Origin of the sequence: Pseudomonas cichorii (genome assembly GCF_019719005.1) — a bacterium.
GTDB classification, from domain to species: domain Bacteria; phylum Pseudomonadota; class Gammaproteobacteria; order Pseudomonadales; family Pseudomonadaceae; genus Aquipseudomonas; species Aquipseudomonas cichorii_E.
Map to the genome: position 1 here is coordinate 1 of NZ_JAIGPJ010000026.1, position 16,116 is coordinate 16,116.

Below are 16,116 nucleotides of genomic sequence, written 5' to 3' on the forward strand. Positions count from 1 at the left end.
GAACCGGAGCGGATGGTTTTCCCCCCTTTTGCCGAAACAAAAGGGGGCCGCCGTAAAGGCGGAACCAGTAGGACCAGCACATGCCGATAATGGATATGTACGCCGGATAACGTTTTTATCCTACATAAAATACGTTCTAATTCGTGGTCTTGCGTCTTGTTTGATGAGAGCGAATTCATTCGCGAGGGGCCTTTAGATCCAAAGAAAATGTATCGCCTTCAAATGGCGTCTCGCGGATAAATCCGCTCCCACAAACATATGCTCCTGCCTGCTGCGCGAAGGCGGAACGGGGTTTTGATAGAGGAAAAAAAGGGAGGGAGCAGCGTCCCTCTATAGAACACGGCCCAGAAATAGCCGTGAAGTACATCTGCATTCGCCAGTACGCAGGACGGTTCTGGCAAACAGGTTCAAAGCAGCACTTAACCTGCCTTGCGGCCAGCCACCTCGGATGCCTGAGCTTTATCTTTTGCGCCGCGATTCGCGCTGCGGTTCGCCAGGATCGACAAAACCTGCTGATGCAGTTTCTCCACCCAGTTGCGGTAAGTCCTGTCGGCACCTTCATTGATACCGAGCAGGCGCATCTGTTCACGGGCAGGCAACAGGTCGACGTAACGGTATTGCGCCAACTTCGCCAGTTCGGGTCCCCGGCCCTTGGCCGGGCCACGGGCCAGTTCCGCCACGGCGGCCTCGACTTCACTGCCGATGTAATCCATGCCACTGCCATTACCGATCAAGGCTCGAGAGCCAGGCGTACGGCGAGGAATATAGGCGCCCCACTCCATAATGCCTGCCATAGGGCTGCTCAATCCGCCGCCCAGGCCAACCCGCATGCGCTGCTCGCCCCAATTCACCATTACTGCTTCAACTTCATCAATCATCTTCTCTGCCCGCCATTAAACAAACTGTTTATTTGGCGAGTAAAATACATTTTGTATTTTAAATCCAGAAAAACCACTACACTGTGTCGATTGTCCAACCCCATACAGGCTGTAGTATTTCGCGCATGAAAAAATGGTATGAAATCGCCAGGCAAGCCATGGACAACCAGTCAATAAGCCAGGAAGAGATGGCTGAACGAATGGGTGTGACTCCAGGTGCCGTAGGGCATTGGCTGAACGGAAAGCGTGAACCGAAGATCGATGTGATCAACCGGTTTTTGCGCGAGCTGGGGTTACCCATTCTTGAAACATCGCTCCCTGCCCATGAGCAAGGACAACAGAACGTTGAGCCTACCGCTCAACCCTCGCGTTTTTATCGGTATCCCGTGATCAGTTGGGTAGAGGCAGGCGGCTGGAATGAAGCCGTAGAGCCTTACCCGGCGGGCTACTCCGACACCTTTGAACTCACCGACTACAAGGCCAAGGGCCGTGCCTTCTGGCTGATGGTGCGCGGTGACTCGATGACCGCGCCCGCAGGCCAGAGCATTCCGGAAGGCATGTTGATTCTGGTCGACACCGGACTTGAGCCAACCCCCGGCAAGCTGGTGATTGCCAAACTGCCCGAAAGTAACGAAGCCACATTCAAGAAGCTGGTCGAGGATGCTGGTCGCTATTTCCTCAAGCCCCTTAACCCGGCCTATCCGACAATCCCCATCACGGAAGACTGCAAGCTGATCGGCGTCATCAGACAGATGACGATGCGACTCTAGCTCAGGCTTTCCAGCCCAAGGCCCCGAATGTTCGGGGCTTTTTTGTTTTCGCTGTCCGTATCATTCCCATATCAGGCAGGCAGGACCCATTTCACTGTTGCGTAGGAAAAAGACCTGAATTACTGTATGCACATACAGTAAAAAGGAATTGAAACATGCCTGTCCGGACACCTGATATCCCGCAGCACGATGCTTACCTGGCGTTGGTGCAACGTATTCAAGCACTCATAACCAGCCCCCAGGCTCAGATCGAGCACCAGATCCGCCTGCACCGGGAGCCCGGCGAATCGCTTTTGCATTGGGAACAGATAGCCGAACAGCTCATGGAAGCCGAGGGTGTCACCGTCACCCGCGACAGCACAAACGACACCATTCACCTCTCCTGGTACGTGGAATATGAAGATGATGAAAAATACAAATCGTAGATTAAAATACAAAACGTATTGCGCGCCTCCCATACATATCGTATTGTTGCCTCACGTCTCTCATCGCAGATGACCGAGCCATCTAGGCAACACTTGAAGACCCGATGGCCCGTGGGAAAGAGACGAAACATGACTCATACTTTTACCCACAGGGAGTAATCGACAATGACCAACACACTGGATCTGCTTCGCAAGGAATTCGCCACCCCATGCCCGACCTTGAGCGCGGTCAGGGAGCGGTATTTCTCGCACATCTCGAACGATCGCAATCTGCTGCGCAAGATCAACGCAGGCCGCATCGCCTTGAAAGTCAACCGCACTGGCGGCACGCGCCAGGGCCACCCCTTCGTGTACCTGCACGAACTGGCTTCCTACCTGGATGCAATCGCACACAACCAGGCGGCATGATGTGAAGCAAGAGAGCCAGCGGGAGCAATCCCGCTGAGCGCTACGACAGAGCCGGTTGTACTGTAATAATCCTCATACACACCTATCGAGCTTTCGGATCAGTTCTACCACCACTGGGCGGTAATTCATTTCAGTTCTGGCAGTGCCTAGGATGCTTGCTAGGGTCCCTACAGTGACAAAACAATAAAAAGGGCTTTTCCATGACCGGAATATCACTGCGCATGCCTTTGGCGGCATGTTTGTTCACCCTGGCCTGCACTTCGACATTCGCAGCCCCCACGCCTTACTCCACGATGGTCGTGTTTGGCGACAGCCTGGCCGATGCCGGACAATTTCCCGATGTGGATGGGCCACCCGGCGCAACGTTGCGCTTCACCAACCGGGTCGGGCCGACCTATCAGGATGGCAGCGGTGAGATCATCGGGCTCAACTCCTCGACTGTGCTGGGCACACTGCTCAATATTCCAGGCCGTGACCTTAATGCTTCCACTTCTGCAGTAAATGCGGCGCTGGGGATACCGGACGGTAATAACTGGGCAGTGGGCGGTGACCGAACGGATCAGATCTTCGATGCCATCACCTCCGAATCCAGTGTGGTGGATCCCGATAGCGGCACCGTGTTGCGAACCCGGACCGGCTATCTGCCTGGCATCAATTTTCAGGCGGACCCAAACGCGCTGTATTACCTGACGGGAGGCGGCAATGACTTCCTGCAAGGCCGGGTGCTGAGCCGCAGTGACGCCGCGGATGCCGCCGACAATCTGGCTGACAGCGTCCAGGCCCTGCAACAGGCCGGGGCGCGCTACATCATGGTCTGGCTGCTGCCGGACATTGGCCAGACACCCGCTCTGAGCGGCACCATCCTGCAACCGCTGACGTCTGCACTCAGCGCCGACTTCAACGAGCAACTGATCAGTCGCCTGCAGCAGATCAATGCCCAGATCATCCCGCTCAACGTGCCGCTTTTCATCAGTGAAACCCTGGCCAACCCTGCCCGCTTCGGTTTTGCTGCCGATCAGGATCTGGTGGGCACCTGCTTCAACGGCGCAGGCTGCGATGAAAACAGCACTTACGGCCTGGACAGCGCCACGCCTGACCCGGACCGACTGTTCTTCAACGATCGCGTGCATCCCACCACCGCAGCCCAGCGCCTTCTGGCTGACTACGCCTACTCATTATTGGCCGCGCCCTGGGAAATCACGCTGCTGCCGGAAGTGGCCCTCGGCACCTTGCGTACCCAACAGGATGAACTTCGTTCCCAGTGGCTCGGTGACCTGGGTAATTGGCAGGGCGTTGGCCAGTGGCGCAGCATCCTTGCTGCAGGCGGGCAGAAGATCGACTTCGATGCTCAGGACACATCAGCCCAGGCGGATGGCCGTGGCTATAACCTGACGGTCGGCGGCAGCTACCGGTTTGCTGAAAACTGGCGGGCAGGGGTGGTTGGCGGGGCGTATCGGCAAAGTCTGGAGGCTGGCGCGCAAGACTCGCAATACCGGCTCAACAGCTACATTGCCACAGCCTTTGTGCAGTATCAGGCAAATCACTGGTGGGGCGACCTGTCAGCATCCGGCGGGCATCTGGATTACGACAAGGCCGAACGCAAGTTCGCACTGGGCGCAGGCGAAGGACAGGAAAAAGGCGATACCGAAGGCAAGCTCTGGGCCGCAAGCGCACGTCTGGGTTTTGATATTGCGGGGTCGGCGAGCCGCTGGCACCTGTCACCTTTTGTCAGCGCCGATTACGCCCATATCGATGTAGACGGCTACTCGGAACAGAGCAACCGTTCGACAGCCCTGACTTTCAGCGACCAGACCCGCAAATCCCGGCGCGCAGGCGTAGGCTTGCAGACCGCATTCGAGTTGACTTCCTCGACACGGATATGGGGCGAGTTCGCTCATGAACGGGAATTTGAAACGGACCGGCAGAACGTGACCATGGCTCTCAACAGCGTGCCCGGTCTTGATTTCACCCTTGAAGGCTACACGCCACAACGAAACCTGAACCGCGCCACCCTTGGCGTGAGCCAGCAACTGAGTCGCGACCTGACCCTGCGTGCGGGTTACAACTGGCGCAAGAACGATGACGCCACTCAACAGGGTGTCAGCGTGGCATTGAGCCTGGACTTCTGAGGCCTTGAATCCGGGCCGCGACAGCATGTTGAAGGCGCTGAAAATGTGTTGCCTGTCAGTGTGTCGTCGCGGCCAAGGCCCCTCCCACTTGATGAGAGGTACGCCGGGCCTGTTTCAGCGCTCCAGAATAGCGGTAACGCCCTGCCCGCCCGCCGCACAGATCGAGATCAGACCACGCCCTTGTCCTGCAACCGCCAGCAATTTGGCCAGGTTGGCAACGATCCGGCCACCGGTTGCCGCAAAGGGGTGACCGGCCGCCAGTGAGCTGCCCTTGATGTTGATTTTGCTGCGGTCGATAGAGCCCAGCGGCGCATCAAGACCCAGACGAGTCTTGCAGTATTCGGGGTCTTCCCAGGCCTTGAGCGTACACAGCACCTGAGCCGCGAAGGCCTCGTGAATCTCGTAGTAATCGAAATCCTGAAGGGTCAAACCATTGCGTGCCAGCAGACGCGGCACCGCATAGGCCGGCGCCATCAGCAGCCCTTCTTCGCCATTGACGAAATTCACGGCTGCCGTCTCACCGTCACGCAAGTACGCCAGCACGGGCAAGCCCCGCTCCCTGGCCCATTCCTCACTGGACAGCAGCACCAGCGACGCGCCATCGGTCAGCGGCGTAGAGTTACCGGCCGTCAAAGTGCCTTTGGCACTGCGTTCGAATGCAGACTTGAGACTCGCCAGTTTCTCCAGGGTCAGATCAGGACGAAGGTTGTTATCGCGGGTCAGGCCGAGATAAGGCGTCATCAGATCGTTCTGCCAGCCCTCGGCATAGGCGGCTGCCATTTTCAGATGACTCTCCAGTGCCAGTTGATCCTGAGCCTCGCGCTCGATCCCCCAGTGCTGCGCCATCAGTTCGCAATGCTGGCCCATGGACAAGCCTGTGCGTGGCTCACCATTGCGGGGCAGTTCCGGTTTCAGGTGCTGAGGACGCAATTGCAGGAGAGCCTTGAGCTTGTCGGCTCCTGTCTTGCTGCGATTGATCTGCAACAGAATATTACGCAGCTCTTCATTGACGCCTATGGGCGCATCGGACGTCGTATCAACGCCTCCGGCAATCCCGCATTCGATCTGCCCCAACGCAATCTTGTTAGCCACCAGCAAGGCAGATTCAAGGCCGGTGCCGCAGGCCTGCTGCAAATCGTAAGCAGGTGTTTGCGCCGACAGGCGCGAGCCCAGCACGCATTCACGGGTCAGGTTGAAGTCCCGGGAGTGCTTGAGCACTGCACCGGCAACCACTTCGCCCAGACGCAGGCCATGCAGGTTGAAGCGCTCGATCAAGCCCTCCAGCGCGGCCGTCAGCATGTCCTGGTTACTCGCAGTGGCATAAGCGCCGCTGGAACGGGCAAATGGAATCCGGTTGCCACCGATGATGGCGACACGACGTAGCTGCGTCATGAAAAACTCCCTTTTCTTCAAGCGTTGTCTGGGCAGGTGATGAACAGCGTGCTGAAACAAGAACAAATCTCGCTTCAGTGTGGTCCATGTCTTTGAACCCCGATTCAAGGAGAGTGTTCCATGTCGTCAGATCGCTACATCAATTTCGCCAATTCCGACGTGGGTCGGCGCTTGGTGAAAGCCGTAGGCCTTCCGAACCCGACGCACCTGGAGCGCTGGCAAGCCGGGCGCTTGCGGCCTGTAGACGGAACCTTGCTGATCAGCGCAGGACCGCTGGCCGATCACATCAGGCTGTTCGCCCAGCGCCTGACCGATTCACTCTACAGCTTTGGCAGTGACATCCCCGGCGCATCCACCTGGGTCGCCGAACAGGGCCCGAAACTCAAGGCCGTGGTGTATGACGCCAGCTCCCTGGTGCGTGCCGAACAGCTCACTCAGTTGCGCGACTTCTTCAAGCCATTGCTGCGCAGTCTGGATCGATGTGCCCATGTGGTCATCCTCGGCCGTGCGCCCGGGACACTCGATGATCCTCTGGCAGCCAGCACGCAACAGGCCGTCGAAGGGTTCAGTCGCTCACTGGCCAAGGAAATGCGCAACGGCGGCACCCTTCAACTCTTGCAGGTAGACGAAGGTGCCGAAGACCAACTGGAAGGCGCGCTGCGCTTTTTCCTGTCGCCCAAGAGCGCATTCGTTTCCGGTCAGGTCATCCGCCTGAGCCCGTCTACGGCGCAGGTTCAGGACTGGAGCCGCCCGCTGGCCGGGCGCAAGGCGGTGGTCACGGGCGCAGCGCGAGGTATCGGTGCCGCGATTGCAGAAACCCTCACCCGCGATGGTGCCGACGTGGTGCTGCTGGATGTGCCACAGGCACGTTCAGACCTGGAAGCACTGGCGGCGCGGCTGGGTGGCCAGGCACTGGCTCTGGATATCTGCAGCCCGGATGCCGCCGCCCAGCTATTGGAACACCTGCAGGGCAGTATCGACATCCTGGTACACAACGCCGGTATCACCCGAGACAAGACTCTGGCCAACATGCCCGACGACTTCTGGGATTCGGTACTGGCCGTCAACCTCGAAGCGCCGCAGACACTGACCCAGGCGTTGCTGGATAACGGTGCCCTGAACGACAACGCCCGAGTGGTATTGATGTCCTCCACCAGCGGGCTGGCAGGCAATCGCGGACAAACCAACTACAGCGCCAGCAAAGCTGGCCTGGTCGGGTTTGCCCGGGCAATGGCTCCGTCGCTGGGCCCGCGCGGTATCAGCATCAACGCCGTGGCCCCCGGTTTTATCGAAACCCGCATGACGGCCGAAATGCCTTTCACCTTGCGTGAAGCGGGTCGACGCATGAATTCCCTTGGCCAGGGCGGCCTGCCTCAGGATGTCGCTGAAGCCGTTGCCTGGTTGAGCCAGCCCGGAAGCGGCGCTGTGACCGGCCAGGTCTTGCGTGTCTGCGGCCAAAGTGTGATCGGGGCCTGAGCCCGCATTCGTTAAAAGGAGATGGATAATGACTGCTCACTGGCGCTACCTGGATTCCCTTCAACCCTTGTCCAACCTGTTCATCCAGGCGGCACTGAAACGCAAGGTGACCGGGACCCAACTGCCTGATCTTGGCCTGCGCAGCTGGATGTCGGTAGACGCCGACAAGCTGGCGGCCTACCGCAGTGTCTGTGGCTTCAAGGATGGGAGCCTCCTGCCGCCGACTTACCCGCACATACTCGCCTTCCCGCTGCAGATGCAGTTGATGACCTCCCGGGAGTTCCCGTTCCCGTTACTGGGCCTGATCCACATTGCCAACCGCATCCGGATTCATCGCCCTCTGGGCGGCATCAGCCAGCTGTATATCAGTGTCCAGGCCAACAACCTGCAACCTCACGCCAAAGGCGCGACATTCAGCCTGCTCACTCAGGTCGAAGACGGTCTGGGACTGCTCTGGGAAGAAGAAAGCACCATGCTCTGCAAGGGCGTGAAACTGGAAGGCGAGATCAGCGACGATTTCGAGCCCGCTCCACTGGCGATGAACGAACTGGCCCGCTGGCAGGCGCCATCGCATATCGGCAGGCAGTACGCCAGGGTTTCGGGCGACTACAACCCGATTCACCTGAGTGCGCCCAGTGCCAAGCTGTTCGGCTTCCCAAGGGCCATCGCCCATGGCATGTGGCTCAAGGCCCAGACACTGGCGACCCTGGACGATCACTTGCCGGCCTCCAACGTTGAAATCAGCGTGCAGTTCCACAAGCCGGTCCGCCTGCCTGCCGAAGTCGTGCTGTCGGCCAGCGAAGCCGGTTCCCACGGTCAACTGCAAGTAGAAGGTGAACAAGGCATCGTACACATGACCGGTAGCTGGCAGCCGCTGTAACGATTTCATCCGTGAATGACTTGCCTGAAGCCCGGTTCCCCCTGAAGCTATGCGCCTTCAGGAGAGCATCATGAACATCGACGAGTTGACCCGGCGTCTGCACAGCATTCGCGATCAGAACGACTGGAAACAGTTTCACAGCCCCAAGAACCTGGCCATGGCCGCCAGCGTGGAGATGGCCGAACTGGTGGAAATATTCCAGTGGCTGCGCGAAGACCAGTCTCGCGAACTGCCACCGGAGCAACTGGCCCATGCAGGCCAGGAAGTCGGCGATATCGTGCTGTATCTGCTGCTTCTGTGCAGCGAACTCGGGCTGGACATGGAAGAGGTCGTGCGCAGCAAGCTGGCCGACAGCGAGCGGAGATTCGCCAAGTGAGCGACCGTCATTTCGACCAGTTGGCCACCCGTTTCGCGGAAAAGATCTACGGCGGTGCCAAAGGCGCCATCCGTCTTGCCGTGCTGCAAGCCGACCTTGCCGAGACGCTGCCCGAGCGCCCGCTGCGCGTGCTGGATATCGGCGCGGGGCTTGGACATATGTCGTTGTGGCTGGCAGAACGTGGCCATGAAGTCACCCTGGCCGAACCTGCCGAACCGATGCTCGAAGGCGCGCGCCAGCGCTTTGCCGAGGCAGGCCAGAATGCCACATTCATTCAGGCACCCTGGCAGGATCTTACCGGGCAACTGAGCGAGCCTTATGATCTGGTGTTGTGCCATGCCGTGCTGGAGTGGCTGGCCGAACCCCATGCCATCCTGCCGGTGCTGCATCGCTTGACCAAGGCCGATGGCTGGTTGTCGCTGGCGTTCTATAACCGTGACGCGCTGATTTATCGCAACTTGCTCAAGGGCCACTTCCGCAAGATGCGCAAAAATGACATGGCAGGCGAAAAACAGAGCCTGACGCCACAACAGCCTCTCGACCCTCGGGAACTGGCAACGCAACTTGAAGGCCTGTGGCAGGTCGAAACCCGCAGTGGCGTGCGAGTGTTCCACGATTACATGCCGGTCGAGTTCCAGGCACGGGCCGAACTGCAGGACCTGCTGGAGATGGAGCTGGCCCATCGACGCCATCCGGGCTTTGCAGGTCTGGGTCGTTACCTGCACTGGATATGCCGTCCGGTCTGAAACCACGCGGAGATCATCATGAAACGCCGCCTCGCCCTGATCGCCATCTGCCTGAGCGTGAGTGCCTGCCAAAGCGACAACCCCTATGTCGCCAGCTCCACGCCTCTGCCGCCTGCCCCGCCGCAAGCGGCAAACACTGTGGACATGAGCGCCTACCCGGCAGCGCCGCGAGATTACGCCCGCTATCGAAACTGGGCCTGGCTGGACGGTCATCTGCCAGCGGGAACGGCGTGGATGGATTCGGCGCAGATCGCGGATGCGGTCAGCAATGGCCTGGATCAGCGCGGGCTGCGCCCCAACCGCAATGGCCAGCCGGCAGACGTCTACGTCAGCGCCTCGATTCGCCAGGAAACCCGGTTGCGGCAGGTGCGTGAAGATTATTCCGACCCATACTATGGCGGCGGTGTGGGTTATGGCCGCTACAACGGTTATCGTAATGGCTATGGCGGTTACGCCAGCGTCCCGGTGGTGCGCACCTATCAGGTAAAAGTGATGGTGGTGCAGATCAACATGCTCGATGCCCGCACCGGCCAGCCGGTATGGAGCGCCAGCGCAGACACCGGCAGCGGTAACGATGAAGCGTCGCGCAGCAAAGCCTTGCGTCAGGCGGTGCAACAAGCCTTGACGGCGTATCCCCCGTCGTAACCTTTTCGGAGAACTGCCATGTTTCGCCGCCTAGCCTTGCTGTCACTGGCCTTGTTGCTCAGCGCCTGCCAGACCAGTCAGATCAACCGTGACTTCGATGCCCAGCGGGATTTCGCTGGCTATCGCAGCTGGAGCTGGAAAGAGCCCGGCGTCCAGTATCAGCCCGAAGATCCGCGTATCAAGAGCGACCTGACCGAACAGCGCATTCGCCAGTCGATTGGCGATCAACTGGACCAGCGCGGCCTGCGCCTGGCACCCAATGGAGCCCAGGCCGATCTGCATGTGCAGGCCTGGCTGATCGTCGAAAACCGCCAGCAACTGGTCAGCACCAACAACAATGCCGGTTGGGGTCCCTGGGGCAGCTATGGCTATTGGGGCGGTTCGTTCCCGACTGAAACCCGCAGCGTGGATTACAAGGTCACGACCTTGCAGATCGACCTGTTCGACGGTAAGGACGGCAAACTGGTCTGGCGCGGCAGCACCGAACGCATCCTGAGCGACAACGCAGCAAACCCGGCGGCCAGGGACACTGCCGTGCGCAATACCGTGGCCAGAATCCTGGAGCAGTATCCGCCTCGCTGAGCCGTTTTCGCGGATGAATCCTGCTGCACACATGTGCCTTGACGGCATTACTCCCACAGACCCAGAGAAGCATGCGGCAACCTCACAAGGCCTTGTCTACACTCCTTTGCACACAGGCGAGTAAGCGACGGCGTGGCCGAAGGAGTGCTGATGTCTCCCCTGAATCGTTATGCCGGGTTACCGGCACGGCAACGTGGCGCCATCAGCTTGCTCGCTGGGTTGACTCTGGCTTTCGCCCTGCTGTGCACGTTGCTGGTCATCGACAGCGGCAGGCTGTATCTGGAAAAGCGCTCGCTGCAACGTGTAGCGGACATGGCCGCACTGGAAGCGGCAGGCCGTAAAGGCACCTGCAGCCCGGGAAGCAGTGCCTCCACATTCGCCAACCAGAGCGCGACCCGAAACAGTTTCGTGGCTGGCAACGGCAACCGCACGCTGACAATCAACTGCGGCACCCTGGCGCTGGATCTCGACAGCAAACGCACCTTTACCGCCGACGCCACCAAATCCGAGGCCATCAGGGTCGTCGCCACTCATGCCGTCCCCAGAAGCATCGCTGCGGGCATTGCTGCGATTTTCGACAAGACACCGACTCCGCCGAACATTCAGCTCAGTGCCATAGCGGTCGCGGCAGGTACACCGCCACTGGCAGCATTGACCATCCGCAGCGCCGCGATGACCATCGACAGCACCAAAGCTGCGCTTCTCAACCCGGTTATCGGCAGCCTGCTGGGCGGCACTCTGAACCTCAGTGTTGCCAACTGGCAAGGAATCGCGGGCACCGACCTGAGCGTGCTCAGTTACCTGAACCGGCTCAAGACCGACCTGAACATCAATGCCATAGGCTACACCGACGTGCTGAACACGAATGTCGCGGTCAGCCAGTTGATCCAGACCGCGATCAATGTGCTGGACCCTGCCGGAACCTTGAGCGCCACCGCCACCATCGCCGGGCTGAGAGCCTTGAAGGTCGCGGCTGGCGCAACCACTGTGTTGCTGGGGGATCTGCTGTCGGTACAAGGCAGTTCGGATATCGCGGCGCTCAATACCAACCTGCGCCTGCTCGACCTGGTGCAAGGCCTCGCGCAACTGGCCAATGACAAGAACGGTATTTCGTCTGCCGCACAGATCAACCTGGCCGGGCTGGCGCAAGTCACCACCAAGGTTCAGGTCATCGAGCCACCGCAACTGTCTGCGGTGGGCGACCCCAGCAAGATCGACCCGCTCAACCCCAAGACCGGTGCCAACAGGCTCTATGTGCGTACCGCGCAGATGCGTGCGCTGGTTTCGATCAACTTGCCGGTGCTCGGGGCAATTACCCCACTGGTCAATACCGCAACGTCTCTGGTCAGCAGCCTCACGCCGGTACTCAACAGCGCCCTGAGCCTGAACCTCGCCGGGGTACTGGGCTCAACCACCTGTGCCCTCGGCCTGACCAGTTGCATGGTCTCGGACATCAAGCTGCTGACTTCGAGCTCATCCTCAAACGCCGGCCCCAGAATCGACCTGAGCATTTCACTGGCAAGCGCTGACACTTACGTCACCGGTTACACCTGCACAAGCAACACCAACAAGACCCTGAACATTCACACCGATACGGCACTGATCAGCACCAAAATAGGCCTGATCGACACCGCAAGCGCCTTTCCGGCAAGCACCGACCCTTCCGCCATTACCGCACTTCCCATACCGGTAATCGATATCGGTACCCAGACCTGCCAGAAAATCCTGGGCTTGCTGGGTAGTTGCACCACACGGGTTCCCTTTGGCGGTGGAGGCGTGGGAATCAGTTTTGATCCGGTCAATCAGTCCTCGCTGGGAGGAAGCTCGTCCTCCACCAACAGCTCCTTCAGCTCACCCAATCTCCCGGAGGTCAGTAACGCGCCACACTTCCCTACAGACCCGGCAGCCGCTGTTCTGCCCAGCACCTTGCTCGACGGCGTTATCGCCAGCGCAAAAGTCAGTGTCTACAGACCATCGACCACCAGCCCCAATGGTCTGGGCAACGTGATCACCGGTGCTGCATCCCTGCTGGGAGCAATCACCACCAGCCTGGATGGAATTGTCGCCAGCACCCTCAGACCATTGCTGACATCGGTGGTAGACCCGCTGATTGACGCACTGGGCCTGACCCTGTCACCAGCCGAGGTGGGCGGTAACCTCAGTTGTAACTTCGGTCAGGCCACGCTGGTCATTTAGGTGTGTTTGAAAATCGGCAACTCGATCTGGAACCTTGCGCCCTCATCGACATTGCTGACACTCAGTTGCCCACCCATCTGATCGACAATGCCGTAGCTGACGGATAACCCCAGACCGGTGCCGACGCCCACAGGCTTGGTGGTGAAGAACGGCTCGAAAATACGCTCCAGCAAACGTGGATCGATACCACCGCCGTTGTCCTGAACCGAGAGGCGAATGATGTTTTCGTCTTCTTCCACGCCAAGACCGATCCAGGGCTCGAAGTCGCGGTCCTTTTCCCGACGCGAGAGCAAGGCGTCCCGGGCGTTGACCATCAGGTTGATCAGCACTTGTTCCAGTTGGTCCACATGCCCTCGCACCTGAACGGTGGCGCACATTTCTCCGATGCGGATCTGCACGCCCTTGCCTTTCATGCCTTCGGCAAGCATGGAGATGGTGCCTTCCACGGCCTGGATCGGGTTGAATAGCTGCTCCTCGATCTCCGAGCGACGGCCGAATACCCGCATATGGTCCACGACACGGGCCGCACGCTGCACCTGGGTGTCGATGCGATTGAGTTTTTCGGTGAGGTAGTCGACATCGACATCGCCTTTGCCCAGACGCTTGAGCACGTTGACCACCGCCATGCGCATGACATTGAGCGGCTGGTTGATCTCGTGGGCCAGACCGGTCGCCATCTCGCCCAGTGTCGCCATTTTCGCGCTCTGATTCAGTTGCATCCGCGAGCGGCGCACATCGGTGTTATCGCGCCCGACCGCCTGAATCTCGATCAGCTTGCCGTCCTCGTCGAACACACCCCGGTCGGCCCACACCCACCAGGCATATTCACGGCCGGGCAACGCGATGCAGATTTCCTCGGTGCTCATGGGTGCTTCAGGCGTCAGCAGGCCAATACGCTTCTTGAACGCCTCGCGCTGCTCGTCTGAAAGCCAGTCGCCCAGATTGATGCCTGTCAGTTGCTCCGGCGTGCATTCCATGTAATTGGCCAGCGGACGGTTGCCGAAACTGAGCACCAGATCCGGTGTGTAACGGCAGATCATCGCGGGCGAGTCTTCCACCAGAATCCGGTAGCGCTCTTCGCTCTTGCGAACCTGTTCGGCCGCCAGGGTGGCGTCGGTCACGTCCAGCCACAGGCCGACGGCTTCCACCGGTATTCCGAGGTCATCGCGCAGCAGACGCGCCTCATCCAGCAGCCAGTGATAATCGCCCTTCTTGTCCCGCAGCCGGTAACGACGGCTGACAAAACCTTCGCGCAGCAACTGCCGGTTGCGATCGAACCAGATGTCCTGATCGTCGTGATGGATATACCCGGCCAGTTGTCCGTCCACGCAATCGGCCAGCGTCCAGCCCAGCAAAGGCGTGAGGCTGTCGCTGAAGAAACTCGGCTCCAGGTTGCCCTGATCATAGCGCTGGACGTAGATCACCGCTGGCGAACTGGCAATCAGGTTACCCAGTCGCGCATGGGCGGCTGCCGCTTCGGTTTCCTGGTTCTTGATATCGCTCACGTCGAGCATGAAACCCAGTACCCGCTGCACCTGACCGCTGATCAAGGCCTGGCCCTGAATGCGGAACCAGATATTTTCCTGTGCAGGATCCGCCTGCAGCAGGCGCACACACAGCAGCATCGGCATGCCTTTGTCTCGTAACTGGACAAGGCGCGTGGACAGCTCCTGACGGTCGGCCGGGTGAATCATCGCCAGCCAGTCCTGGCGTGGCAAACGATCGACCCTGTCGCTCAGACGCAGGCTGCGTGCCAGTTGCGGAGCCAGCAGAATCTCGTCGCTGTCGGGCAACAACTCCCACCAGCCGGTGCCCAGCAAATCCTGAAGCACAGCCAGCCGCTCGACATGATGGCGGTTATGCTGCTCCGACAAGCGGAACAGCACCGGGCCGGCCAGCGCCGAGCAAAGATTCAGCCACTCCCGCTCGCCCAGGTCCGGCGCCTGCTGCTGTGCATTGTAGAAACCGAACATCAGCCAGGCCTTGGCCACCCGATCACGGCTGTGGGGCATGACAAAGCCGTCGGCATTGCCGAAGGCGCTTTGCAGTTGCGCAAACCCCGTACCGGGTCCAAACGCCAGTTGATGGCTGATGTTGGCATCCAGCCTGTCCAGCTCTACTCCCAGCCGCTGACCGACCTGCCACAACTCCGGCGCGGTATGGGCGTGGTACTGGGCATAGACTCGCCAGCCGACGCCATTGATCTCCGGCAGCGCCAAAGCCACGCAGGGGATGTGCCAGAGTTGGGCCAGCTCTTCCAGTTGCTCGGTCACCACCGCGGCCAGTCGCTCCAGGGTGCAGACCCGTATCTTTTCGGCGATCTGCCCGGCCAGGCGCAGGCATTGCTGACGAATGCGGGCGGCGCTGGCCTCCTCCATCAGGTCGCTGATGTCCAGCAACTGCAATAACCAGCCCTTGCCATGGGCCTGAACCCAGCCACGGGCATGCAGGGTATGGGCATCTGCACTCTTGAAGTCCAGATCCAGCATGTGCCCTACCCATTCGGACGGCACACCTTCGATCACCAGGGCGCTGTTGGGCAGCAGCAGATTCATCAAGCGCTGCATCACCACATGCTGGGCCGAGATTCCCAGACGCGAGAGCAGGTGCTGGCTGACGCTCTGCACACGCCCCTCGTCATCGAGCAGCAGATAGAGGTCGGCGCCAATCGGTTCGGGTTCGACTGTCGCTGGCACAGGTTGCGGGGCCGTCGGCGCATCGGAACGCCCCAACCAACGACTCAAACGGGTTTTATCAAGGGACAAGTTGCAGACTCGCTCGGGCAGAAAGGTTGGTCGGCAGGTTCGGTACTTCGCCGATTCCTGGCAGGGTCAACACCGGCAGAATTCTGGTCAGTTTGCTCTTGGGGTAGTGAATACTCACCGTCAGGACGCCCGCGGTGTAACTCACCGTCATGTCGGAGGCAGTGAAGTTCAGCCCGGCAGGCATCCAGGCCAGTTGGTTGGTCAGGACGGTACGAGCCTGAGTAACCAGCAAGGTGTCGTAATTGGCAATGGTCGGGCTCAACGCCACACTGCGGCGCACCGCTTCACTGGCAGCAGCATTGAAAGACTGCACCATCAGCAAGGGCAGGCTATAGCTCACCACGCCATAGAACACAGCGAAGAACACAACGAACACCACCGCGAACTCGATTGCAGCGGCGCCCTTCTGCTTTCGCCGGGAGAATTTACGAAAGGCTGTTGGCATGTC

15 protein-coding genes are annotated in these 16,116 nt (G+C 59.7%); 11 read left to right on the forward strand and 4 right to left on the reverse strand.

Annotated features, from left to right (window positions below; genetic code table 11):
* Positions 1 to 419 precede the first annotated feature (419 nt).
* Positions 420 to 878 carry a hypothetical protein gene (locus tag K5D32_RS17775; protein ID WP_221601268.1) on the reverse strand — a complete coding sequence of 153 codons (459 nt, stop codon included), beginning with the start codon at positions 876 to 878 and terminating at the stop codon, positions 420 to 422.
* A 158-nt stretch (positions 879 to 1,036) separates the two neighbouring features.
* Between K5D32_RS17775 and K5D32_RS17780 the strand changes: the two genes are divergently transcribed.
* The 4 genes from K5D32_RS17780 to estP all read left to right on the forward strand — a co-directional run bounded on the left by K5D32_RS17780 (position 1,037) and on the right by estP (position 4,610).
* Entirely contained in the window at positions 1,037 to 1,648 is a 612-nt protein-coding gene (locus K5D32_RS17780; RefSeq protein WP_221537365.1) for a LexA family transcriptional regulator, read from the forward strand.
* Positions 1,649 to 1,803: 155 nt separating this feature from the next.
* Positions 1,804 to 2,073, forward strand: coding sequence for a DUF1654 domain-containing protein (locus K5D32_RS17785; protein WP_221578723.1), 270 nt, complete (start codon positions 1,804 to 1,806; stop codon positions 2,071 to 2,073).
* 165 nt (positions 2,074 to 2,238) lie between these two features.
* Complete coding sequence (locus K5D32_RS17790; RefSeq protein WP_221601269.1) at positions 2,239 to 2,481, forward strand: pyocin activator PrtN family protein; 243 nt, start codon at positions 2,239 to 2,241, stop codon at positions 2,479 to 2,481.
* Positions 2,482 to 2,681: 200 nt separating this feature from the next.
* Positions 2,682 to 4,610 (forward strand): esterase EstP, encoded by a 1,929-nt coding sequence (gene estP / locus K5D32_RS17795; RefSeq protein ID WP_221537334.1) that lies wholly within the window; start codon positions 2,682 to 2,684, stop codon positions 4,608 to 4,610.
* A gap of 114 nt (positions 4,611 to 4,724) precedes the next feature.
* Here estP and K5D32_RS17800 read toward each other — a convergent pair whose 3' ends face one another.
* Complete coding sequence (locus tag K5D32_RS17800) at positions 4,725 to 6,002, reverse strand: acetyl-CoA C-acetyltransferase (protein ID WP_221601270.1); 1,278 nt, start codon at positions 6,000 to 6,002, stop codon at positions 4,725 to 4,727.
* Between the two features lie 120 nt (positions 6,003 to 6,122).
* On the opposite strand from K5D32_RS17800, the gene K5D32_RS17805 reads away from it, so the two are divergent.
* The 7 genes from K5D32_RS17805 to K5D32_RS17835 all read left to right on the forward strand — a co-directional run bounded on the left by K5D32_RS17805 (position 6,123) and on the right by K5D32_RS17835 (position 12,903).
* Positions 6,123 to 7,478: a 3-oxoacyl-ACP reductase gene (locus K5D32_RS17805; protein ID WP_221601271.1), complete on the forward strand. Its 1,356-nt coding sequence runs from the start codon at positions 6,123 to 6,125 to the stop codon at positions 7,476 to 7,478.
* Positions 7,479 to 7,506: 28 nt separating this feature from the next.
* Positions 7,507 to 8,358: a MaoC family dehydratase gene (locus K5D32_RS17810; protein ID WP_221537337.1), complete on the forward strand. Its 852-nt coding sequence runs from the start codon at positions 7,507 to 7,509 to the stop codon at positions 8,356 to 8,358.
* A 70-nt stretch (positions 8,359 to 8,428) separates the two neighbouring features.
* A complete protein-coding gene (locus K5D32_RS17815) occupies positions 8,429 to 8,734 on the forward strand; it encodes a MazG-like family protein (RefSeq protein ID WP_198727691.1) in 306 nt (101 codons plus the stop codon).
* A complete protein-coding gene (locus K5D32_RS17820; RefSeq protein WP_221601272.1) occupies positions 8,731 to 9,480 on the forward strand; it encodes a methyltransferase in 750 nt (249 codons plus the stop codon). Before K5D32_RS17815 ends, K5D32_RS17820 begins: the two co-directional genes overlap by 4 nt.
* A gap of 18 nt (positions 9,481 to 9,498) precedes the next feature.
* Positions 9,499 to 10,125: a DUF4136 domain-containing protein gene (locus tag K5D32_RS17825; RefSeq protein ID WP_221537339.1), complete on the forward strand. Its 627-nt coding sequence runs from the start codon at positions 9,499 to 9,501 to the stop codon at positions 10,123 to 10,125.
* Positions 10,126 to 10,143: 18 nt separating this feature from the next.
* A complete protein-coding gene (locus tag K5D32_RS17830) occupies positions 10,144 to 10,707 on the forward strand; it encodes a DUF4136 domain-containing protein (RefSeq protein WP_221601273.1) in 564 nt (187 codons plus the stop codon).
* A 150-nt stretch (positions 10,708 to 10,857) separates the two neighbouring features.
* Positions 10,858 to 12,903 carry a TadG family pilus assembly protein gene (locus K5D32_RS17835; protein ID WP_221601274.1) on the forward strand — a complete coding sequence of 682 codons (2,046 nt, stop codon included), beginning with the start codon at positions 10,858 to 10,860 and terminating at the stop codon, positions 12,901 to 12,903.
* Here K5D32_RS17835 and K5D32_RS17840 read toward each other — a convergent pair.
* Together K5D32_RS17840 and K5D32_RS17845 are read right to left on the reverse strand one after the other, a co-directional pair.
* Positions 12,900 to 15,668, reverse strand: coding sequence for an ATP-binding protein (locus K5D32_RS17840; RefSeq protein WP_221601276.1), 2,769 nt, complete (start codon positions 15,666 to 15,668; stop codon positions 12,900 to 12,902). The two genes, K5D32_RS17835 and K5D32_RS17840, sit on opposite strands and share 4 nt — an antisense overlap.
* Positions 15,658 to 16,113: a TadE/TadG family type IV pilus assembly protein gene (locus tag K5D32_RS17845; RefSeq protein WP_221578730.1), complete on the reverse strand. Its 456-nt coding sequence runs from the start codon at positions 16,111 to 16,113 to the stop codon at positions 15,658 to 15,660. Before K5D32_RS17845 ends, K5D32_RS17840 begins: the two co-directional genes overlap by 11 nt.
* Positions 16,114 to 16,116: the final 3 nt, after the last annotated feature.